22 protein-coding genes are annotated in these 22,288 nt (G+C 58.4%); 8 read left to right on the forward strand and 14 right to left on the reverse strand.

Annotation, left to right across the window (positions count from 1 at the left end; translation table 11 throughout):
• The first annotated feature begins 97 nt into the window (after positions 1–97).
• The 5 genes from yidC to ACR3EP_RS11785 all read left to right on the forward strand — a co-directional run bounded on the left by yidC (position 98) and on the right by ACR3EP_RS11785 (position 5,140).
• The gene (gene yidC / locus ACR3EP_RS11765; protein ID WP_170351650.1) at positions 98–1,921 is read left to right on the forward strand and encodes a membrane protein insertase YidC; all 1,824 of its coding nucleotides are present in this window, start codon (positions 98–100) and stop codon (positions 1,919–1,921) included.
• On the forward strand, positions 1,918–2,655 hold the full coding sequence (locus ACR3EP_RS11770) for an MOSC domain-containing protein (protein ID WP_170378438.1): 738 nt from the start codon (positions 1,918–1,920) through the stop codon (positions 2,653–2,655). The genes yidC and ACR3EP_RS11770 overlap by 4 nt, the downstream gene beginning before the upstream one ends.
• On the forward strand, positions 2,652–3,305 hold the full coding sequence (yihA, locus tag ACR3EP_RS11775; protein WP_170351652.1) for a ribosome biogenesis GTP-binding protein YihA/YsxC: 654 nt from the start codon (positions 2,652–2,654) through the stop codon (positions 3,303–3,305). The genes ACR3EP_RS11770 and yihA overlap by 4 nt, the downstream gene beginning before the upstream one ends.
• A complete protein-coding gene (locus tag ACR3EP_RS11780) occupies positions 3,302–3,670 on the forward strand; it encodes a DUF2946 domain-containing protein (protein WP_480637969.1) in 369 nt (122 codons plus the stop codon). Before yihA ends, ACR3EP_RS11780 begins: the two co-directional genes overlap by 4 nt.
• A 66-nt stretch (positions 3,671–3,736) precedes the next feature.
• On the forward strand, positions 3,737–5,140 hold the full coding sequence (locus ACR3EP_RS11785; protein ID WP_480637971.1) for a PepSY-associated TM helix domain-containing protein: 1,404 nt from the start codon (positions 3,737–3,739) through the stop codon (positions 5,138–5,140).
• Between the two features lie 83 nt (positions 5,141–5,223).
• On the opposite strand, the gene ACR3EP_RS11790 is transcribed toward ACR3EP_RS11785, so the two are convergent.
• The gene (locus tag ACR3EP_RS11790) at positions 5,224–5,949 is read right to left on the reverse strand and encodes an SDR family NAD(P)-dependent oxidoreductase (RefSeq protein WP_480637973.1); all 726 of its coding nucleotides are present in this window, start codon (positions 5,947–5,949) and stop codon (positions 5,224–5,226) included.
• Positions 5,950–6,066: 117 nt separating this feature from the next.
• Here ACR3EP_RS11790 and argB point away from each other — a divergent pair, with 117 nt between their 5' ends.
• From argB to ACR3EP_RS11805, 3 genes are read left to right on the forward strand one after another with little or no spacing between them, the layout of a single operon-like run.
• On the forward strand, positions 6,067–6,930 hold the full coding sequence (argB, locus tag ACR3EP_RS11795) for an acetylglutamate kinase (protein WP_170362244.1): 864 nt from the start codon (positions 6,067–6,069) through the stop codon (positions 6,928–6,930).
• 19 nt (positions 6,931–6,949) lie between these two features.
• Positions 6,950–7,636: a ferredoxin gene (locus ACR3EP_RS11800; protein ID WP_480637974.1), complete on the forward strand. Its 687-nt coding sequence runs from the start codon at positions 6,950–6,952 to the stop codon at positions 7,634–7,636.
• Positions 7,633–8,130 (forward strand): SixA phosphatase family protein, encoded by a 498-nt coding sequence (locus ACR3EP_RS11805; RefSeq protein ID WP_425081874.1) that lies wholly within the window; start codon positions 7,633–7,635, stop codon positions 8,128–8,130. Before ACR3EP_RS11800 ends, ACR3EP_RS11805 begins: the two co-directional genes overlap by 4 nt.
• 45 nt (positions 8,131–8,175) lie before the next feature.
• Here ACR3EP_RS11805 and ACR3EP_RS11810 read toward each other — a convergent pair whose 3' ends face one another.
• From ACR3EP_RS11810 to rplQ, 13 genes are all read right to left on the reverse strand, one after another.
• Positions 8,176–8,967, reverse strand: coding sequence for an amino acid ABC transporter ATP-binding protein (locus tag ACR3EP_RS11810; RefSeq protein ID WP_058283489.1), 792 nt, complete (start codon positions 8,965–8,967; stop codon positions 8,176–8,178).
• 12 nt (positions 8,968–8,979) lie between these two features.
• On the reverse strand, positions 8,980–10,335 hold the full coding sequence (locus ACR3EP_RS11815) for an amino acid ABC transporter permease (protein ID WP_480637976.1): 1,356 nt from the start codon (positions 10,333–10,335) through the stop codon (positions 8,980–8,982).
• A gap of 1 nt (position 10,336) precedes the next feature.
• Positions 10,337–11,605, reverse strand: a complete 1,269-nt coding sequence (locus ACR3EP_RS11820; RefSeq protein WP_170351660.1) for an amino acid ABC transporter permease — start codon at positions 11,603–11,605, stop codon at positions 10,337–10,339.
• A gap of 126 nt (positions 11,606–11,731) precedes the next feature.
• Complete coding sequence (locus ACR3EP_RS11825; RefSeq protein WP_170351661.1) at positions 11,732–12,751, reverse strand: amino acid ABC transporter substrate-binding protein; 1,020 nt, start codon at positions 12,749–12,751, stop codon at positions 11,732–11,734.
• Between the two features lie 208 nt (positions 12,752–12,959).
• Positions 12,960–13,667 (reverse strand): ATP12 family chaperone protein, encoded by a 708-nt coding sequence (locus ACR3EP_RS11830; protein ID WP_480637979.1) that lies wholly within the window; start codon positions 13,665–13,667, stop codon positions 12,960–12,962.
• 4 nt (positions 13,668–13,671) lie between these two features.
• Positions 13,672–14,343 carry an HAD-IA family hydrolase gene (locus ACR3EP_RS11835; RefSeq protein WP_480637980.1) on the reverse strand — a complete coding sequence of 224 codons (672 nt, stop codon included), beginning with the start codon at positions 14,341–14,343 and terminating at the stop codon, positions 13,672–13,674.
• Positions 14,340–15,383: an RluA family pseudouridine synthase gene (locus tag ACR3EP_RS11840; protein ID WP_480637982.1), complete on the reverse strand. Its 1,044-nt coding sequence runs from the start codon at positions 15,381–15,383 to the stop codon at positions 14,340–14,342. Before ACR3EP_RS11840 ends, ACR3EP_RS11835 begins: the two co-directional genes overlap by 4 nt.
• A 109-nt stretch (positions 15,384–15,492) precedes the next feature.
• Positions 15,493–16,803, reverse strand: coding sequence for a replication-associated recombination protein A (locus ACR3EP_RS11845; protein ID WP_480637983.1), 1,311 nt, complete (start codon positions 16,801–16,803; stop codon positions 15,493–15,495).
• Positions 16,804–16,806: 3 nt separating this feature from the next.
• Positions 16,807–18,192, reverse strand: a complete 1,386-nt coding sequence (locus ACR3EP_RS11850) for a trypsin-like peptidase domain-containing protein (RefSeq protein WP_480637985.1) — start codon at positions 18,190–18,192, stop codon at positions 16,807–16,809.
• A 71-nt stretch (positions 18,193–18,263) separates the two neighbouring features.
• The gene (locus tag ACR3EP_RS11855; RefSeq protein ID WP_480637987.1) at positions 18,264–19,256 is read right to left on the reverse strand and encodes a TauD/TfdA family dioxygenase; all 993 of its coding nucleotides are present in this window, start codon (positions 19,254–19,256) and stop codon (positions 18,264–18,266) included.
• Positions 19,257–19,449: 193 nt separating this feature from the next.
• Complete coding sequence (locus ACR3EP_RS11860; protein ID WP_480637989.1) at positions 19,450–20,340, reverse strand: DUF2950 family protein; 891 nt, start codon at positions 20,338–20,340, stop codon at positions 19,450–19,452.
• Position 20,341: 1 nt separating this feature from the next.
• Complete coding sequence (locus ACR3EP_RS11865) at positions 20,342–21,685, reverse strand: DUF3300 domain-containing protein (RefSeq protein WP_170553321.1); 1,344 nt, start codon at positions 21,683–21,685, stop codon at positions 20,342–20,344.
• A gap of 139 nt (positions 21,686–21,824) precedes the next feature.
• Positions 21,825–22,247, reverse strand: a complete 423-nt coding sequence (rplQ, locus tag ACR3EP_RS11870; RefSeq protein ID WP_170351669.1) for a 50S ribosomal protein L17 — start codon at positions 22,245–22,247, stop codon at positions 21,825–21,827.
• Between the last annotated feature and the right edge of the window lie 41 nt (positions 22,248–22,288).

The raw sequence follows: 22,288 nt of genomic DNA on the forward strand, positions 1-22,288 counted from the left end.
ATCCAAAAGGAAATGACGGGCGAATCCGCTTGACCTTTGGGCTTGCACTCTGTTGAACCCACCGGGTGTGTTTCACTGCTTAAGGTGGCTGTCCCCGATGGACGATCAGAACAAGAATCTCATCCTTGCAACCGTGCTCAGCTTTATCGTGATCCTTGTTTGGTTCGTGCTGTTTCCCCCGCCGGAGCAGACACTCACACCAGACGAGGTTGAGATTGCCACCGCCGAGGGTAATGAGGTTCAGACGCCCAGCGCCGCAGGTACTGTGGGTGAGGCGACGGCGGCCGCAGAAGAAACCCTGCCCGAGGAGCAAGCCCCACGGGTTGAAATCGACACCCCCCGACTGAAGGGCAGTCTGTCGCTGTCGGGCGGACGGATCGATGAGCTGTTCCTGAAGGACTACAAGGTCTCGATTGAAGAAGGGGCGCCAATTGTCGAATTGCTGTCTCCGGTTGGCTCGGACTCGGCTTACTATGCCCTGTATGGCTGGGCGCCGGGAACCGGTGTGGCGGGCGCGGATGTGCCCGGCCCGAACACGTTGTGGACGGTCGAAAGCGGCGAAACGCTGGACGTCGACGCTCCGGTCACACTGAAATGGGAAAACGACAAAGGTCTGACTTTCCGCCGCATGATCTCGGTGGACGAAAACTATATGTTTACGGTCACCCAGTCGGTCGAAAACAATACCCAGGCCGAGGTTGGCATGGCCCCCTATGGCATCCTGGCCCGCCACGGCATTGGCGAGGATGGCGATCTGCCCGGTCTGAAGAACTTTTTCATCCTGCATGAAGGCGTGATCGGCATGGCCGACGGCACGTTGGCCGAGATTGACTATGGCGATGTCCGCGATTTTGATATCGACCCGAACGAACGCGCGCAAGCCGAAGTCTATCAGGTCAAAGAAGACGGTTGGATCGGATTTACCGATCACTATTGGATGACCACACTGATCCCGGAACCGGGAACACCGTTCAAGGCCGCAGCAAAATACGACGAACGCCGCAAGATATACCAAACCGAAACAGTGCTGCCGACCCTGACGGTCGCCCCCGGCGCTACCGAAGAGGTCACCACACAGCTGTTCGCAGGTGCTAAGGAATGGGAAACCATCCGCGAATATCAGTCGGAAGGCGTACAGAAATTCATCGACAGCATCGACTGGGGTTGGTTCTTTTTCCTGACCAAACCGATCTTCTGGCTGCTGCACAATATCAACGCGTTGATCGGCAATATGGGGTGGTCGATCATCGGCCTGACCCTGATCATCAAGGCGATCCTGTTCCCGTTGGCGTATAAGTCCTATGTCTCGATGGCAAAGATGAAAGAGCTTCAGCCGCAGATGGAAGCCCTGAAAGAGGCAGCAGGCGATGATCGTCAGAAGATGCAGCAAGGCATGATGGAGCTGTACAAGAAGGAAAAGGTGAACCCCGCCGCAGGCTGTCTGCCGATCCTGATGCAAATCCCGATCTTCTTCTCGCTGTACAAAGTGATCTTCGTCACCATTGAACTGCGTCAAGCGCCGTGGTTTGGCCCGTTCCGGGATCTCAGCGCGCCGGACCCGACCTCGATCATGAACCTGTTTGGACTGCTGCCGTTTGCCGGTCCGCAGCCCGACACGATCATGGCGCTGATCTTTATTGGTATCCTGCCGCTGTTGCTGGGTATCTCGATGTGGCTGCAGCAAAAGCTGAACCCGGCGCCAACCGATCCGACGCAGGCGATGATCTTTGCCTGGATGCCGTGGGTCTTCATGTTCATGCTGGGCAGTTTTGCGAGTGGTCTGGTTGTCTACTGGATCGCGAACAACACGATCACGTTCACCCAGCAGTACCTGATCATGCGCAGCCAAGGCTTTAAGCCGGACGTGTTCGGCAACATTAAGTCCAGCTTCAAGCGTACGCCGAAAACGGATGATAAATGACAGCTAAAGTGACCCAGCTTTGGCGGCATCCGATCAAAAGCCATGGTCGCGAAGCCGTCGAAACCGTAAATGTGACCCCCGGGCAGACCATGCCCGGGGATCGCGTTTGGGCGGTTGCGCATGAGGCATCCAAAGCGGATAGTTCAAAATGGGTCCCTTGCGCCAACTTCAGTCGCGGCGCAAAAGCACCACAGTTGATGGCGATTTCAACGCAATCAAACGGCGACACACTGACGTTGTCCCACCCGGATCGCCCGGACCTGACCTTTGCCCCAGACAGTGAACAACAGGCGTTTCTGGATTGGGTCCGGCCCCTAATGCCCGCAAACCGCGCGGCCTCGGCACGGATCATTCGGGTTCCAGGGCGTGGGATGACCGACAGTGATTTCCCTTCGATTAGCCTGTGCAACCTGGCATCGCATCGTGCGGTCGGACAAAAGCTGGGCCAAGATTTGTCGGTGCGCCGCTGGCGAGGCAACATCTGGTTCGACGGCCTGCCCTTGTGGGAAGAATTCGACTGGCTGGGTCGTGAGGTTCAGATCGGCGAGGCCGTGCTTCGTGTACGCGAGCGTATCACCCGATGTTTGGCAACCACAGCCAACCCTGACACAGGTGTACGCGATACCGATACATTGGGCGCACTTGAAACCTGGGGTCACCAGGATTTCGGCGTCTATGCCGAAGTTCTTGAAGGCGGCGCAATCTCGGTTGGCGATAAGGTAGAATTGTTATGAGCCCCCTCCCCTTTCCTTTAGCCGAAAACCCCGATGAATTCGCGTTGGAGCGCGGACGCAAATTGTTTGCGGGCGAGTCTGAATTCGTCAAGGGCGTGGTCGCCATGGATGGCCTACCTGCGCCGGATCGGCTTGAGGTTTGCTTTGCCGGCCGTTCCAATGTGGGCAAATCCAGCCTGATCAACGCGCTAACGGGTACCAAGGGACTGGCGCGCGCTTCGAACACTCCGGGCCGCACGCAAGAGATCAACTTCTTCACTCAAGGCCCCGAACTATATCTGGTCGACCTGCCCGGTTATGGCTACGCCAATGCGCCGGTGAAGGTGGTGGAAAAGTGGCAGCGGTTGCTGAAACAGTACCTGAGCGGACGTCAGACCTTGCGCCGGGCCTTTGTCCTGATCGACGCGCGCCATGGGGTAAAGCCGGTGGATGCCGAGATCATGAAGCTGCTGGACACCAGCGCTGTGACTTTTCAATGCGTTCTGACCAAGGCAGACAAAGTCAAAGCCAAAGAACGCGAAAAGGTGCTGGAACAAGTACGCGGCGCATTGTCGAAACATCCTGCGGCCTTTCCTGAAATCGTGCTGACCTCGTCCGAAAAAGGCGATGGCATTCCGACCTTGCGCTCGATCATCGCGCATCTGGAATGACTCTGCCGCTTCGTCTCTTTGCCCTGTTGACCACACTGGCGCTGTTGCTGACCGGTGTGATTCCGCAGGGCTGGATGCCCACAATGGGCAATGACGGCAAGGTGTTGCTGGTTCTCTGCACCGGCGAAGGCACGGTCGAGCAATGGGTCGATCTGAACCCGGACGATCCCATACACGACGACACTGACGAGCGCGCGATGTGCCCCTTCGCGGGGCTGACCGCTGATGTCACCCTGACCACCGTCGGGGACACCATGCCTTTCGAGGCAACGATCCAGCCGCGCTGGGTCCACCACGACTTTACCCATCGCAGCGCCGGGTTCTATGCCCGTTATGACGCGCGGGCGCCTCCCGTCTTCTCCTGATTCACCTCAACATCTGAGAGCCCGCGCATACGCTGCGCGGGGCAATTTTCGAATCCGGAGAACACTATGGCATTTGATAGCCAAACCCTGGGGGACACCCCGGCGCAAAACATTGCTGCGCAAAAGTTCTACTTCGCCGCCTGGCGGTGGCATTTCTATGCGGGGATTTTCGTTATCCCCTTCCTGATCATTCTGGCCGTCACCGGGTTGATGATGATGCTCATCACCCAATATGACGGTCGCGATGGCGAAAAAATTGCGGCCGAAGTTCAGGGAACCGCCCTGCCAATATCGCAACAGGCCGAGGTCGCGCTAACCGAACTCCCCGGCACAGTCGTCGAATGGATTGGCCCGAAAGCCGCCAATCTGGCCACCGTGTTTCGTATCAAAACCGAGGCAGGCCAACGCCTTGTAGCCGTCGACCCCTATGCCGGAGAGGTCCTGCAAATCTGGGATCGTCGCGCGGGCTGGTACGATCTGGCGGACAATATTCACTCGACCCTGCTGATCGGGACAACCGGGGATCGCATCATTGAAATCGCCGCCGGTCTGAGCCTGCTGATGGTCTTCACCGGTCTTTACATGTGGTGGCCACGCGGCAACGCCATGGCTGCATTTGTCCCCAACCTGCGCACGCGAGGCCGTGCTTTGTGGAAATCCCTACATGCCGTGATCAGTTTCTGGATGTCCGGGCTGCTGGTTGTCTTTCTGATCTCGGGCCTCTCCTGGGCCGGTGTCTGGGGTGGAATGATCGTACAACCCTGGAGCAGCTTCCCCGCCGAGAAATGGGACAACGTGCCCCTCTCGGACGATATCCACGCCAGCATGAACCACGGGCACCAAAACGACGTTCCCTGGGCACTAGAGCAAACGCCGATGCCCGCCTCGGGTTCTGAGGCCGGGATTGATGGCGTACCGCAAGGCGCGCCGGTGGATATCGATGCCTTGGTGGCGTTGGGAGTGGCGCTGGACATGTCAGGACGCTTCCGCGTCGCGTATCCCAACGGCGAGGAGGGCGTCTGGACCCTGAACCGCGACAGCATGAGCAGCGACTCGACCGATCCGGCAAACGACCGCACCGTTCATGTGGATCAGTATACCGGCAAGATCTTGGCCGATGTGCGGTATCAGGATTATTCGCTGATGGGGAAGTCCATGGCTGTTGGCATTCCGTTTCACATGGGGCTGATGGGGACGTGGAACTTTATCCTGAACGTCGTGTTCTGCCTGTCGGTCATCTTTGCTTGCGTCTCGGGCGTGGTGATGTGGCTGAAACGGCGGCCACAGAGTGCGGGGCGACTGGCCGCGCCGCCAATGCCTGCGGAAATGCCGCTGTGGAAAGGGGCTGTTGTGATCGGTCTGCTCACCGCGATGGCCTTCCCGCTGGTGGGTCTGACATTGCTGGCGGTGCTAGTCTTTGACTTGCTGCTGATCAGCAATATCCCGGTGATGAAAAAAGCCCTGAGCTGACAAATCCGGGCCGCATCGCATCGGTGCGGCCCGATCGATCCCGATGTTTCCGCTGTCTGGGTTTGGCAGCGTCCGCGAATGTCCTATACGTGCTGTGCCCCATTCACCTCGATTTCCGCCCCCGAGATGTATGAGCTTTCCTGAGAACACAGGAAATAGATAGCTGCTGCGACTTCTTCGGGCTGCCCTAACCGTCCAAGTGGCAACTTTTCCACTATTTTATTGGTGCCGGGGCTGAGGATTCCGGTTTCAACCTCACCAGGTGCGATTGCGTTCACCCGCACGCCCATTGGGCCGAAGTCATGTGCCATTTCCCGCGTCAGCGCTGCCAGCGCCGCCTTGGATGTAGCGTAGGCCGCGCCTGCAAACGGATGTACGCGCGACCCTGCAATGGATGTGACGTTAACGACTGATCCACGGGCTGCGGCCAATTCCTCTTTCAAGCCGCGCGCCAGAACAACGGAAGCAAAGAAATTGACGTGGAACACCTGCCCCCAAGTCATGAGGTCGGTGTCCAGCGTATTCAATCGCTCTCCTTCTGGGCCCTTCGGCGACACCCCCGCGTTGTTGACGAGGGCGTGTAGCTTGCCTCCGACCATTTCTTGCAGGACACCAACTGAATTGATCGTTTCGGCAGGATCGCTCAGATCCAGCTGCAAATGATTTTCTTTTCTTTCCCACGGACAATCATCCGGCACAGGAGAGCGCGAGCACGTGATAACCCGCCAACCTTCGGCATGGAACCGACGAACCGTTGCGAACCCAATGCCCCGGCTAGCACCCGTCAGAATAAGAGTTTTTTGCTCCATTGGATGTGTCTCCTGTTTCAGGGCATGCAGGCACACTAACAGTGGCGACTGCACTCACAACAGCGATCTTGGCTTATGCCGCCAAAACGCCTAACACGTGAGGAAGAGGACCAAGATATGAAGACACGAGACATGAACCGGGACTGGATCGCCACCGCCGCCACTTTGAACAGCGCATTGCCGTATCTGCAACGCTATGACGGTGCAATCGTCGTCATCAAGCTGGGCGGCCACGCCATGGGCAGCGACGAAGCGATGGAAAGCTTTGCCCGCGACGTCGTTCTGATGCGACAGGTCGGGGTCAACCCGGTGGTCGTGCATGGCGGCGGGCCGATGATCAACGCAATGCTGGATCAGCTGAACATCCAGTCCGAGTTTGTGAACGGCAAACGTGTGACCGACAAAGCCACCGTCGAAGTGGTCGAGATGGTGCTGTCCGGCCTGGTGAATAAACGCATCGTGCAGGCAATCAATGGTCAGGGCGGCAAGGCGGTGGGCCTGTCGGGCAAGGATGCTAACCTGATGATCTGCGATCAGGCCGATCCGTCACTTGGGTTTGTCGGCTCTCCGTCGCAGATGGATCCGGCGATTTTGCATAACCTGTTCGCGCATGACGTGATCCCCGTGATCGCGCCTCTGGGCGCAGGTAAGAACGGTGAGACCTTCAACATCAATGGCGACACCGCTGCTGGGGCCATTGCATCGGCGCTCAAGGCGGACCGGCTGCTGCTGCTGACGGATGTTTCAGGCGTTAAGAACGCGGGCGGCGAGGTTGTGACCGAGTTGAAAGCCGGTCAGATCCGCGAAATGACCATGGACGGCACCATTGCGGGTGGGATGATCCCAAAGACCGAAACGGCACTGGACGCCCTGCACAGCGGCGTGCGCGCGGTGGTCATTCTGGACGGCCGCGCGCCCAATGCGGTGCTGTTGGAGTTGTTCACTGAACACGGCGCAGGCTCGCTGATCCGCCCAGATTGACGCAACTCGCGGAGGAGAGATGACCGGACATCCCCCACCATCCTCTTACGCGGCAGCAATCAGCTATGGCTGGGTCATGCGCGCGGCGCATCAAGCGGGCTTGATCGTCATGGGTGTGACACATCCGCGACGAAGTGGTGCCAAGGGGTTGGACGGGGGAACTTTGGTTCTTTTGGGCGCGGGTTCGGCCTTCTGGCCCGTCCTGAAGGCCTCTCCGGAGTGGTCAGGGCCCGACCCGGTGGACCGCTGGTCCAGCCGCGTCATTGGGCAGATGGCGCAGAATTTGGGCGCGCAGGCACATTTTCCGTTTGGCGGCCCGCCCTACGCACCCTTCATCGACTGGGCCCTGAAATCCGGACGCACCTTCAGCAGCCCGGTCGGTGCGCTGGTGCATGATACAGTGGGCATGATGATTTCGTTCCGTGGGGCGCTGCATTTTGCCAGAGAGTTCGCAATCCCCGAGGGTCCCGGCTCCTCTCCTTGCATCAACTGCCCGGCCCCCTGTACCCAAACCTGCCCCGTCGGCGCGCTGAACAGTCAGAATTTCTATGATGTCGGGGCCTGTCACGCTCATCTGTCCACCGCGGCAGGGCAGACCTGCATGACAGGTGGGTGTCTGGCGCGGCTGTCCTGCCCCCTCAGCGAGGGTGCAGGGCGCGAAGCTGAGCAATCTGCCCATCACATGAAAGCCTTTCACCCGTCATGAGCCGCACCCTGATCCTGACTCGCCACGCGAAATCCAGTTGGAATGACTTGAATCTTTCGGATCATGATCGCCCTTTGAACAAACGCGGACGCAAATCCGCCCCGGCGATAGCCGGTTGGCTGCGCGCAAACGGCTGGCTGCCAGATGAGGTGCTAAGTTCAACATCGACCCGCACCCGTGAAACCTGGGACCGTATGGGGCTGCAGGCGGACAAGATCACGTTTCACCGCGCGCTTTATCACGCGGAGTCCGAAGACATTCTGACCGAATTGTCAGGGGCGACAGAACCCACAGTGCTGATGCTGGGCCACAACCCCGGGATCGGCATCTTTGCCAGCCGCATTGTCCGGGAGGCACCGGACCACGCCCGGTTCCACGACTACCCGACCTGCGCCACCACCGTGATACGGTTTGATATCGACGACTGGGCGCATGTCCGATGGCACAGCGGCACCGTGCAGGGGTTTGTCATTCCACGGGAGCTGCTGGAATGAAAAAAGGCGGGGCAAAACCCCGCCTTTTCGTCCGTTTCGCTGGGATCAGTGGCCCAGAATCTGGCTGAGGAACAGCTTGGTCCGTTCGCTTTGTGGGTTGTTGAAGAACTCTTCCGGTTCGTTCTGTTCCACAATCTGACCGGCATCCATAAAGATCACACGGTTGGCGACCTGACGGGCAAAGCCCATCTCGTGCGTCACGCACAGCATGGTCATGCCTTCCTCGGCCAGCTCGATCATGGTGTCGAGCACCTCTTTGATCATCTCAGGGTCCAGCGCCGATGTCGGTTCATCGAACAACATGATCCGCGGCATCATGCAGAGCGAGCGGGCAATCGCCACACGCTGCTGCTGACCGCCCGAAAGCTGACCGGGGTATTTGTCGGCCTGCTCGGGGATCTTCACCTTTTCCAGGAAATGCATCGCGCGCTCTTCGGCCTCTTTCTTCGGCGTTTTGCGCACCCAGATCGGGGCCAGCGTGCAGTTTTCCAGAATGGTCAGATGCGGGAACAGGTTGAAGTGCTGGAACACCATACCAACCTCGGACCGGATCTTGTCGATGTTTTTAAGGTCATTCGACAGCTCGGTCCCGTCCACAACGATCCTGCCCTGCTGGTGTTCCTCCAGCGCGTTCAGGCAGCGGATCAGGGTGGACTTGCCCGACCCCGATGGCCCCGCGATCACGATCCGCTCGCCTTGATTGACGGTCAGATTGATGTCGCGCAGCACGTGGAAGGCCCCGTACCACTTGTTCATGTTGGTGATTTCGATGGCGACCTCGTCGCTCACCTGCATCTTCGAGCGGTCGATTTCGCGTTCAATTGCAAGTTCAGACATGTGTTGAACTCCTTAGCGGTGGCCAGTCTGAAGCTTGCGCTCCAGATACATGGAATAACGGGACATGGAGAAGCAGACGACGAAGAACAGCACGCCGATAAAGGCGAACAGCTCCCAGTAGACGCCGTTCCAGGCGGTATCGGCGCGGATGCCGTTGGTCAGGCCAATCACGTCGAAAAGACCGATGATCGAGACCAGCGTGGTATCCTTGAAAATGCCGATAAAGGTGCTCACGATGCCCGGGATCGAGATTTTCAGCGCTTGCGGCATGATGATCAGCCGTTGGGCCTGCCAGTAGTTAAGGCCCAGACTGTCGGCCCCTTCGTACTGACCACGCGGCAAGGCTGCCAGACCACCCCGGATCACCTCGGCCATATAGGCGGCCGAGAATAGTGTCATCATGATCATCACTCGCAGGATGATGTCAAAATTGGTTCCCGGCGGCAGGAACAGGTTCAACAGCAGCGAGGCCACGAACAGCAAGGTGATCAGCGGCACGCCACGAATGAACTCGATAAAGCCCACGCACAGGTATTTGACGATCATCAGATCGGACTGCCGACCCAGCGCCAGAACGATGCCAATTGGCAGCGAGACACCAATGGCCACAACACCCAACAAGATTGCCAGCATAAAGCCACCAAAGTCGCGGCTTTCGACCGGCGCGATACCAACGGGAATCACTGAATCGATCGCAACAGCAACCGGTCCAGAGGCAAACAACCACCAGAGTATCGGCAATCCAATCGCCAGAATCAGCGCCATCAAGGAACCTGCGGCGGGTAGCGCCAGCTTGTATACAAAGTACCCAATGGCGAACCCAGCAGCGACCATCAGCGGCCCCCAAATGCTTCCACCCCACATCAGCCAAGGCAGCAGGAACGGATAGGCCGCCGTTACGAACAACAGCTTACGCGGCACTTTGGTGAACAACACCGGCGCAATAGCAACCAGCAACAGGATGAAGGTCAGGTTCGGCCGGAAATAGGCCGGCCAGCCGCCCGATTCAGGTGGGTTAGACCACGTCGCGTCCGGATGCGCCGGATAAGGCGGATAGAAGCCGTACAGCAATTGCAGCCACCGGTCCTTGATAACACCCCAGCAGGCATGGCCATGAGTATCACCCCATGTCGCCATCATGATCTCGCGACATTCCGACAGAGAATTGGCATTCCATACGGATTCGAACGTCCATGACAGGATGTTGGACAGCACATAGTAGATGAAGAACAGTGAGATGATGGTCAGGATGGCGTTGAGCCAGCTTGAGAACAGGTTATGCCTGATCCATCCCAGCACACCGACCTCGGATGCGGGTGGTGCCTGCTCCGGCAACATTTCCGTGCGGACAAATGAAACATCACTCATATTACCGCTCCACCAGTTTGACACGGTTGTTGTACCAGTTCATCACCGCCGAAATGCTCAGCGAGATGGACAGATAGACCAGCATCAGCAGCAGAACGCATTCCAGCTCGCGGCCGGTCTGGTTCATGGTGATGCCACCCAAAGTACCCGTGATGTCCATATATCCGACCGCGATCGCCAGCGACGAGTTCTTGGTCAGGTTCAGATAGTTCGAGATCATCGGCGGGATGATCACCCGCAACGCCTGCGGCAGGATCACAAGACGCATGGTCCGGCCAGGACGCAGACCCAGTGCGGATGCGGCCTCGGTCTGACCCTTCGAGATTGCCAGAATACCGGCGCGAACGATCTCGGCGATGAAAGCCGCAGTGTACAGCGACAGGGCAAGCCACAACGCGATCAACGAGTTCCGCATATGGGTGCCACCGGTGAAGTTAAAACCTTTCAACTCAGGGTAGCCTAGATGAAAGCCTAGCACTGTCAGCAGAATGATCGACGGAACGAACAGCAAACCCAGCTGGATGTGCCAGATGGTCGGACGGTCACCCGTCTTTTCCTGCGTCGCATTGGCCCAGGCCGACACTTTGCGCATTGCGAAGATGCTGCCGCCAAGCACGATCAGGAAGGCGATGAGGTCCAGCGAAACATCGAACCGCAGGCTCGACGTGCCGAACAGGTGGATGTCACCCAAACCACGCGAAAACAGGAATTCGGGGATATAGACCCCGCGATTGGTCACAGCGACTGTGCCGAACAGATCCATAGTGGCTTCTGGGTTTTCACCCCGGAAGGCGCGCGGTGCCGGCAGGCTTTCGATCAGGATCGCCATGGCGAACACGATCCAAAGCAGCACTGGCACGTTGCGGAACATTTCGACATAAACCGTCATGATCCGCGCGATCAGCCAGTTATTCGACAGACGCAAAACACCGACCATAACGCCGATGATCGTTGCCGTGATACAGCCCAGAACTGCAACAACCAGCGTGTTTAGCAGGCCTATAAACGCCGCACGTAGATGGGTATCGCGCGAGTCGTATTCCAGCAGGCGTTGGTTGATGTCATAGCTGGCCGGTTCGGCAAAAAAGTCGAACCCGACCGTTCTGCCAAGCGTTTCGAGGTTCTGAATAGTGTTGTTAATAATCCAGGCTGCCAGAAGCATGAAACCGATCATCGCTATGACCTGAATGGTCGCAGATCGGTACCGCGTATCATAAAGGAGCATGGACAGCCGGAAGTGCTCCTTCGGCGGGTCAGTGAGTGTCGTCATGACCTATGTATTTCCCCGTCAATCCCGGTTTAGCCGGCAGAGTTTTTCTCTGCTCCTAACTTTCCGGGCGTGTTTCTTATGGAAGGAAAAAGGGCGCAGGTTGCCCTGCGCCCTTTTCCGTGGCTTTTAGCGGAACGGCGGTGCGTACAGCAGGCCGCCATCGGTCCACTGTGCGTTCAGGCCGCGTGCCAGACCGATCGGGGTTTCCTCACCGATGTTCTTGGCAAACACTTCACCATAGTTGCCGCCAACTTTGATCGCGCGCTGTGCCCAGTTCGCGTCCAGACCCAGCATCTCACCCAGCGTACCTTCGGTACCCAACAGGCGGTTTACCTCTGGGTTGTCGGTGGCACCACTGGACATCTCGTCGATGTTGGCCGAGGTTACACCCAGCTCTTCCGCCGCGATCAGTGCGTTGAGGGTCCAGCGGACCACATCGCCCCATTCGTGATCGCCATGACGAACCAGCGGGCCCAGCGGCTCTTTCGAGATGATTTCGGGCAGGATCACGTGATCACCAGCATTTTCAAAGGTGGCACGAGTTGCCGCCAGGCCGGATGCGTCGGTGGTGTAGACGTCACAGGCACCAGCCAGATACTGCTGCTGCGCTTCGGCGTTGGTTTCGATCGGAACCGGCTCATAGCTCATGTTGTTGATGCGGAAGAAATCCGCCAGGTTGAGCTCTGTCGTGGTGCCGGTCTGGATGCAGACCGTCGCGCCGTCCAGTTCCTTGGCCGAGCTGACGCCCAGAGCCTTGGGAACCATGAAACCCTGACCATCGTAGTAGTTGATACCGACGAATTCGAACTTCAGGTCGACGTCGCGGCTGAAGGTCCAAGTGGTGTTACGGGCCAGCATGTCGATCTCGCCCGAAGCCAGCGCGGTAAAGCGTGTCTTACCGGTGGTCGGAATGAATTCTACAGCGGTCGGATCGTCCAGAACGGCGGCTGCAACGGCGCGGCACACGGCCACGTCAAAGCCCTGCCATTCGCCATTGGCGTCCGGGCTGGCAAAGCCGGGAACACCGGTCGCCACGCCACAGTTCAGTTTGCCGCGCGCCTTGACATCATCAGCAGTCCCCGCCGCAGCCGCACCAGCAGCCAGGCCGGCGATGGTTGCCACGCCCAAGATTACGGATTTTTTCATTTTTACCTCTTCCTGATTTCCCGTCCCTATCCAGAGACGGCTCTGTCCGGCACCTTTGGCACCAGAAAGGTTTCCCCAAAGGTGTCTCCCCTTTAGTGGGCACGAGTTTGGGCGTATTCATAAACAAACGTCAAGGCCCGGATCAGGGAAAACGATGAGTCAATTCAAAGATGACTCGTTCCACGTTGGAAAATCAGGCTGTAAGGGATCAAATCGAGAGGTCAAAAAATCTTTTTGCGTGCAAAAAGGCCGCCTTTTTGGTTTCCGCTACGTCAAATGCCTCATCGTCGTGGCCCCATTGCTCAATCTGCCAAATTTCATCCAGCCTGGACATTTGCCAGATTTCTTCAACATTGCGCCAGTTCAGAGCAGTCGCAAAACCAAGGACAAGCGAGCCTGACAAGCTGACAAGATCATGGAATGCGGCCAGTTGAAAATCGTTAAGCTGATGAACACGCAGCTTTAGGGTGTTCAAAGCCGTTTCCGATTGCGGCTGATGCAACACACCAGCCACGGGCAACAGCCGCGCAGATAGCACCTCGGCCGCCCAGTCCAGGGCCGGGTCCCATCGCTCGGCCTGACGTTTTTGCAACTCTTGCGGGTGTGCCGCGCGGTAGCACAGCAAATCCGAATCCCCATAATCGGCCAACATGTCCGCAACCTCGGCGTGTTGATGGTGGACCTTGTCGATGGCGGCGTTGGCCGACCGTGTGAATGGCATGACTCGCGGGTCGATCTCTTTTTCTTGCGCGTCCCATTCAGCGGCAACCTGTTCGGCCATAGCATGTGTGGGCAGGATCAAGGTTGCCTTAGCCGGAGTTTTCACCCGGCGTCCGTCCAATTCGACAGTGAATCCCCCTTCGGCATCGACCACGGCACTTTCGGTCCAAAATCGCTTGGGTTTCCAATCGCTCATGTTGTCAGGTCCAGATATCGTCCAGCGCTTGCGGCAGCTGGTCAAAGGTTTCAATTACACAGGTCGCACCGTCCAGAGCGGACCGGTCGTGATAGCCCCAACTGACACCGATGCCCGTCACCCCGGCGGCGCGGGCCATGTCCATGTCGAATCTTGTGTCGCCAATCATGACCGTGTTGGCCGCGTCCACCCCGGTTTCACTGCGCGCGGTGTCGATCATCGAAGGGTGCGGTTTCGACGGGTGGTGATCCGCAACCTGCCGGGTCACGAAATACCGCTCCAGCCCATGCGCCTCGATCAGTGCGTCCAGCCCGCGCTGGGACTTACCGGTGGCCACGCCCAACAATACTTCAGGCACTGCGTGCAGCGCCTCAATGGCATCCCGCGCACCAGGATAGAGAGGAGAGCTTGCAGCGCCCTTTTTAAGACGGTGCGCGTGATAGGCTTGTTTATACCCCTCGACCAGGCACTGCTGATCGCTGTCCGAATGTTCTGGCGCCAGTTGTGCCATCGCGTTGGGCAGGGACAGACCAACAATGGACAGAATTGCGTTGCGGTCAGGCACCGGCAGGGACAGCGCCCGAAAACTGGCGGTCATCGCCGCGACGATGCTGCCCTGGCTATCGACAAGGGTGCCATCCACATCGAACAGCACCAAACGCAGCGGTGCGCTCATTGCAGTTCCTCGAAGGGATCATCGGCGGCCAGATCCTCTGTCCAGCCAAAGGTGTCCCAGCTGTGTTTCATGTGATCCGGCAATGGCGCAGTAATGGTGATGGTCTTGCGCGTGGTGGGATGCTGGAACGAGGCCTGCCGTGCGTGCAGATGCAATTTCTTGCTGATGATACCGCCCAGTTGCGCGCCCCACCCGTCACCAAGGTTTTCCTGACCCGAGCCGCCGTATTTGCCATCGCCGATGATGGGATGCCCAATTGCGGCCATATGCGCGCGCAGCTGATGTGTGCGGCCCGTGATCGGCTCCATCGCCACCCATGCAGCGCGTCCAGCCACCCGGTAAAGCGTGGCATAGAGCGTGTGCGCCCGTTTCGCGCCCGGCGTGTCGTTGATTTCGTTCAGATGCACGGGGATCATCTTTTCACCCTCACCGTGCTTGCCGTGGCCCGCGGCTTTAACCAGCCCGGTCTTGATCTCACCCAGATAGGGCGTCGGCACCCCGGCGACCAGCGCCCAATAAATCTTGCGCGTATCGCGGTGACGGAAGGCGGTAGTCAGCCCTTTGGCCGCCTCGCGCGTGCGCGCCATCAGCAATACGCCCGAGGTGTCTTTGTCCAGCCGATGCACAAGGCGGGGACTCTCGTCATATCCAAACCGCAGCGCCTCGGACAGGCTGTCAACGTGGCGCGACTGGCCACTGCCGCCCTGCACCGGCAGGCCTTGGGGTTTGTTCAGCGCCAGAACGTGATCATCGCGATAGATGACGCAGGACTGAATCATCTTGGCGTCGGCATCCGAAATACGATGTTTGACCTCGGCAGGTTTGTGATCGGCATCGGGCAAAGGCGGTACACGAACGACCTGACCGGCCTCAAGCCGGGTCGAGGCTTTCACCCGCCCGCCTTCAACCCGCAGCTCGCCCTTGCGGCACATCTTTTCGATGCGCCCCTGGCTGACATGGGGAAACAGGCGGCGCAGCCACCGGTCCAACCGCTGGTCGCCATCACCTTCTGCCACGGTGATCATCTGTACGCCGCTCATGCCGATATCCCCTGCGTCGCGCGACGTGTCCGCGCGCTAAGCCTGTCTGTACGTGTCCTAGAAAACATGCGCGTCTGTGGCCTGCTGCACCGCAAGAGTCAAGCCGACCTTACCCGTTGCGCTGGGCCCGCAGCTTGGCAAAATAATCCAGCCGCTTTTTCAACTCGCGTTCGAACCCACGTTCGACCGGCTGATACAGTTCAGGCCGGTCCATACCGTCAGGGAAATAGTTCTGACCTGAAAACCCATCCTCGGCATCGTGGTCATAGGCATAGCCCGCGCCATATCCCTGGTCCTTCATCAACGAGGTCGGCGCATTCAGGATATGCTTGGGAGGTGGTTCGCTGCCCGATTGCTTGGCCAGCCGCATCGCCGCCTTGTAACCGACGTAAGCGCCGTTCGATTTGGGGGCCAGGGCCAGGTAGACCAGCGCCTGTGCCAAGGCCAGTTCCCCCTCGGGGCTGCCCAGCCGTTCATAGGTCTGCCATGACTGCACGCAGATCGCCTGTGCCTGCGGGTCGGCCAGACCGATATCCTCAACCGCCATCCGGGTGATCCGCCGCGCCAAATATCGCGGGTCTTCGCCCCCCGTCAGCATCCGCGCGAACCAATAAAGGGCAGCGTCCGGATCAGACCCGCGGACCGATTTGTGCAAGGCTGAGATCAGGTTGTAATGCTCATCCCCCGATTTGTCGTATTTTGCTGCACGCCGCATCAACCGGGTCGACAGCGCATCCGGGTCCAGCGGCGCATCGACCTTCCACGCCGCGATCTGCTCGATCAGGTTCAACAGCGCTCGCCCGTCGCCGTCGGCCATTTCCTGCAGCGCCTCACGGGCGGGGCCGGTCAGAGGCAATGCGCGGTCCAGCTCTTTTTCCGCCCTTTGGGTCAACCGTTCCAGATCAGTCAGGCTGAGCCGTTCCAGCACCAGCACTTGCGCCCGGCTGAGCACAGCGGCGTTCAGCTCAAAGGACGGATTTTCGGTCGTGGCCCCGACCAGCAGGATCGTCCCGTCCTCCATATGGGGCAGGAACCCGTCCTGCTGGGCTTTGTTGAAGCGGTGAATCTCATCCACGAACAGCAGCGTGCCCTGCCCGTTCTGGCGGCGGATCTTGGCGGCTTCGAACACTTTCTTGAGGTCCGGCACGCCAGTGAAAATTGCGCTGATCTGAACGAAATGCAGATCGGTTTCCTGCGCCAGCAGCCGCGCGATGGTTGTTTTTCCCACCCCCGGCGGCCCCCAGAACACCAGACTGGATAAGCTGCCCGAGGCTAGCATGACCCCTAGCGGCGCATCTGGGCCCAGAACCTGTTCCTGCCCAATCACCTCAGCAAGTGTTTGCGGGCGCAACCGATCCGCCAGCGGTCGATGTGCGGGCGGTGCTGGCGCGGCGGCCCCGGTGCCGAACAGATCGCTCATACTTTACAACCGGAACCGCAGGGAAACCGAACGGCCACCGCGCAGGATGTCAAAATTCAACCTGCGCCCCGGATCGGTCAGCGCATCGACTATGTCTTGCGGGTGGTCGATCTGCGCGCCGTTGATGCCATTAACCACATCACCCACACGCAGCCCAGACCGCCCTCCGTATCGGTCTGCGTCCACCACAACAACGCCGGTTTGCGACAGCACCAGCCCCAGCCGCGTGATGACCGCCGGATTAACGCGTGAGACCGTCAATCCAGGCATGACCGTCTGGTCATCCAGCGTGGTCTCGTCGGCTGACGGGGTCTCAGGTGCCCGGACAAGGGCTACTTCCAGATCCGAGCTTTCCTCGCCGCGCAACCGGGTCAAAACCGATGTGCCGCCGACACCCGCCACCGACATGCGGAACTTCATCTCGGCCGGAGAGTTCACTTCATCCCCGTCTACGTGGGTTACCACGTCACCGACACGCAGACCTGCATCGGCAAGCGGGCTAAGGGGGTGCAGGTCTGAGATTACCACGCCCAACGGGATCACCAGACCCAGCGACTCGGCGATATCAGCGCTCATATGCTGACCTGCCATTCCCGCCCAAGGGCTGACGAAATGGTCATTACCCTCCTGCGCTTGCCGCAGGAACTCGGCCACCAAATTGGCCGGGATCGCAAATCCAATGCCGTTTGATCCGCCCGAGCGGGTCAGAATGGCCGTATTTATCCCGATCAGATCCCCGTTCACGTCAATCAGCGCCCCACCCGAGTTTCCCGGATTGATCGCCGCATCCGTCTGGATGAAATAACCGCGCGCGTTGCCGGTCGCAGCCCCGGTCCGGGCCAGCCCTGAGATGATGCCCGACGACACGGTCTGTCCCACCCCGAACGGGTTGCCGATGGCCAGCGCCAGTTCCCCCACCGCGACTTGATCGGAATCGCGCAGTTCCAGGAACGGCAGATCGTCAGCCTCTTGCAGGCGCAAAATGGCGATATCGCTTTCCTTGTCACCCAGTACCACCTGGGCCGAATACTCTCGCCGATCCGTCGTCACCACGCGAATTTCCGTGGCAGTACCAACCACATGGTAGTTCGAAACGACGTAACCATCCTGCGAAAGGATTACGCCGGACCCCAGCGAGTTCTGCACTCGCGGGCGCGGCTCGGCCGAGCCGCCGCCAAAGAAATCCCGAAAGAACGGGTCCGAGAAAAACGGGTTGGCCCGCCCCTGCCGCACGATCTTAGCATAGATGTTGACGACCGCAGGTGAGGCCTCTTTGACCACCGGGGCGAAACCCAACGATATCTCGGCTTGTGATTGCGGCACGCGGGTGTCCGCAGTGGCTACCGAGGCGCATGCGAAGGAAAGAGCGATAAGTGTCGCGCGGAACATATAGACCTCAACTTGCAGAGTTGCGTTGGATATGCGCCCGCGCGAAACGTAATGCAAGCTTCCGGTGACAGTCAGTTAAGAGGAGCGTTCAACCGCGTACCCTTGGTAATGATCCCGCCGCGATTGCCAACATCAATGGTTCCGTAGCGCTGCTTGAACACCTCAGGCAATTCGCGGTCTCCCTCGGGGGATAACCAAAGTCGGAACAGATGACGCCGCTCGTCCGGGTTCGGCCAGTCGGTGAACCCTGTCCGGTCATGCAGCTGGGAATGATTATAAACGAACTGCATGTCTCCGGGTTGCAGCCGCATGGTCAGGTACATTTCTGGATCATTTGCTAACGCATCAAACCTGTCCAAAGCCGCGACGTGGTCCGGTGTCAGGCGCATGGCATTAGGAAACCTTTGCGCGCTATCGATATACTGGCGCTGGTAGAACACGGTGAGCTTGCCGTCGTGCCAGCAAAATGGAGGGATCGTCATGAATGGTTGCATGCCTTCCGGCACTTCGCCACGGCGATCGGTCGCGATGGGGTCGAACAAACGCTGCAGCAGGTCGGGGCACTCGGCACGCATTCGATTATAGATGGTTTCGGCACTGACCAACAGTGAATCCCCGCCCTCTTTGGCCTCACGCAAACATAGCAGCCCGACGATATCGGCGCTGTCCGTGTGAAAGGTCTGCCGCTCGTGGGTCTGGTAAATCCGCGTGTTCGGGTCATTGGCATCCGCGCCAATGTCACGTACATGCCCTAGAATGTGGCCCTGAGCGTTCTGTGAGCGGGCAGACCCCAGATGTGCCCCCGCCCCGCAGAAAATAGCCGCTGCCATCTCTTGCGTGTACGATTGCACCGGAAGGCCCCGGATTACCTCAAATCCGATCCCATTGATCAATTTGTCGCGCAGATGTTGCAGATGGCCGTCAAACCGTTGTAACGGAAAATCCGCTTTTGAAATTTCCCCGATGTCGCGCCCCAAGCTCAGATAGTGACGGGCAGCTTGTTCAAGATCGGCGATGTCCTTGGGCGACAGGTCGACAATCCATTCATGCTCGCGAGCGCTCATCTGTTGTCCGGTCCAAGCGGAAGGTCCTGTGAATTCACTGGGGATCTCGGATATTTCCGTCATCATCTGTACTCCACACATATTTTTCAGGATAACGCGGGACAGATGGTTTTTCATTGCCGTAAATCGCCGGAAATGACGTTAGTTAGACGATAGACCTGTACTGTCCGCCTGCAAACAGGTGGCGCACGCATCATTCAATCGGCGACCAATCCTGACCGGGATCGTAGGACGTAAAATCCGCAGTTGTTTCCAGTGTTTCGGGGCCAAAATCCGCCTCGAAAACAATTCCGTTTTCGCCCACAAGGAATGAATGGATACCGGTTTCACCATATTCGGCTGGAACTGCCAACAGGGCGTGCCCGGCGACAAACCTATCACCGACAAAATAGGAATAAGCGCCACCCGGTGCATTTGGACCCTGCTCTTGTAGGATAGTATAGTAATACCCCAGGAAGGGCTCGGCCTCGTAATCAACCTCGCCATCACTCCAACCCGAAGCGGCAGCGCGGGCCAGTGCTGCACCGACAAAGCTGTCTTCTTCGGGCCAGAACAACCCGTTTCTGACACCTGGATCCGCAATAATCGTCTGAGCAAATTCCATAACGCCATCACCATTGTGATCGACCAGCCTGAACGCAGCCTGAAGATCGACGTAAGCCTCAAGCAGTTCGATCACGTCCAGTTCGTTCAAGCCAATCTCGCGGGCAGAGAGTTCCTCGACGCCGGCTTCGAGATCGAATTGCCAGCCGTCTTCGCCTCGTGAAATGGGGATCGGGAATGGCCAGCTGTCTTCGCCCAACAAAAGAACGACGCCGTCCTCGTCGGGTTGAAATAGGTAACCCTCGGCGTACATGGCAAGTACTTCCTGCCGCCTTTCCTGATCCTCGACAGGATCACCTGTCCCGATCAGGTCTTCCGCCTCGGGCCCAAAAATCTCCAGCAACTTGCCTTGGTCATCCGCCCTCAGGGCATCAACAAAGGCATCAAGGGCAGTTTGCGGCGTGTCGAACCGAGCCCCATCTGAAAGTGCCGCACCCGCAGTTGCGGCTAGAAAAAAAATGGAAAACACCGAATTACGCATCTTACCGTCTCCGCTTGCCTTTGGCGGCATGGCCGCGATTGGACGCGCTGTGGGTTCTTTTCCCTGACGCCTTTTTCTTCATCGCCTGCCCCTTGGAGGCCTGTGGCTTGCGCTGAGCCGCTTTCTTGGCCTGAGGCTTCTTGGCAGCTTGGGGTCTTTGTTGGACAGGCTTTTTCGCAGTCTCCGGTCTTTGCTTGGTACGCTCGACGGCTTGCTGCTTGGCTGCGGCCTTATCTCGGTCGACATTGCCCCGGTTCACCTGTGGCAGGTCTTTCTTTCCACCGTCCCGGTTGGCAAGCGCACCGCCAGCGACGGCTCCTGCGCCCGCTCCGGCGGCAACCGCTGCTGCCCGCTCGCGCGAGGCGCCATCCCGACTGATATCGGCAGCACCAGATTCGCGGCTCAGTTTCGCGCGCAACTCATCTGTGCGTCCTTCGGGACGGTTCACTGGCAGATCGCCACGGCCACTTTCGGGCCTTTTGTGGTTCGAGATTTTATCCTGTGCCTGTTTTTTGCGGTCAGGATCGGGTTGCCATCCGATGTCCGTCCGGTCCCCAAGATCAATGTCCCTGTCGATATTGACGTTGCGGTCGACATCAATGTCGATATCGGGGTTCCTGATGATGGGTTGACCATTCCATCCGCCACAATTCCGACAGCCCCAATAGTCGTACCAATCATCATCGTCGTCAAAAATTTCGTCAATTAGTGCGACCGTTCCAAAGGTCAGTAACGCCGCACCAACCACATCCCCTGTCGATGGACCGGTATAAACTGTTTCGGGGTTGTATTGCGGCACATATACCGTCTCGGTGTTTGTGGGCGTGATGACTACCGTTTCGTCTTCGGCCACTTCAACTGTTTGTTCAGGGCCTGAAACTAATGCGCCACTGTCGATCGCCTGGTCCCGCATCACCTGAACAGCGTCCATCACATCGTCGGACTGGGCCAGCATCGCGGTGCCCATGGTTTCGGTCCAGTCAATATGGGTGGCCATCTGCCCGACAACTTCGGGAAACGCCGTAGCAAGAACACTGACCGAAGGATCCCAGCCCATGGCATCGATTTCCGGCTCCAACTCAGCGGGGTCACGGTCGGCGTTGTCCAGCAAAAAACGCTCGGCCTTCACAATTTCCAACGGCTGGGTAGCGGCGACAAATATCTGGATAAGCAACGTGTCTGGATAAAGAGCGACCGGTGCAACCAATGTTTGCAGCTCGGCATCTGTCAACAGATCGGATTGATCAGTTGACGTTTCTTCGGCCGCGGGATCATTGGATGTTTCCTGAGCATAAAGCGCGGTTGATGCGCCAATACCGAGCACAAAAATCAGATACCTAAACATATTGCGATCCTTTAATTTCTTAAAGGATCACCCAAGATTGCGATTCTGGCAACAGGAGGACCAGTTGGCCGCTTGGTCCGCGGAATCAAAACCCCGCGTCCGGAGACACGGGGGTTAGAATTCAGAAAGCAGGGCCTTCTTATTCTTCGTCTGCTGCCTCTTCGGCGGCAACGCGGGCTTTGTCGGCCGCGCCTTTGGCGTCGACGTCGCGATCTACGAATTCGATGATCGCCATCGGGGCCATGTCGCCATAGCGGAAGCCAGCTTTCAGAATGCGGACGTAACCGCCCTGACGCTCGGCATAGCGGGGGCCCAGAACTTCGAACAGCTTTGCGACGTATTGGTCTTCTTTCAGCTGCGATGCGGCCTGGCGGCGGGCGTGCAGGTCTCCGCGCTTGCCCAGGGTGATCAGTTTTTCAACGATCGGGCGCAGTTCTTTTGCCTTCGGCAGAGTCGTTTTGATCTGCTCATGCTCGATGAGCGAGCCAGCCATGTTCGCAAACAGCGCCTTACGGTGCTCATGTGTACGGTTTAGGCGGCGGTAACCACGTGCGTGACGCATTTTCTAGTTCCTTCTTTCGCGTTTTGCTTTGTCTGGCCGGC

The organism is Ruegeria sp. BB10 (assembly GCF_056535725.1).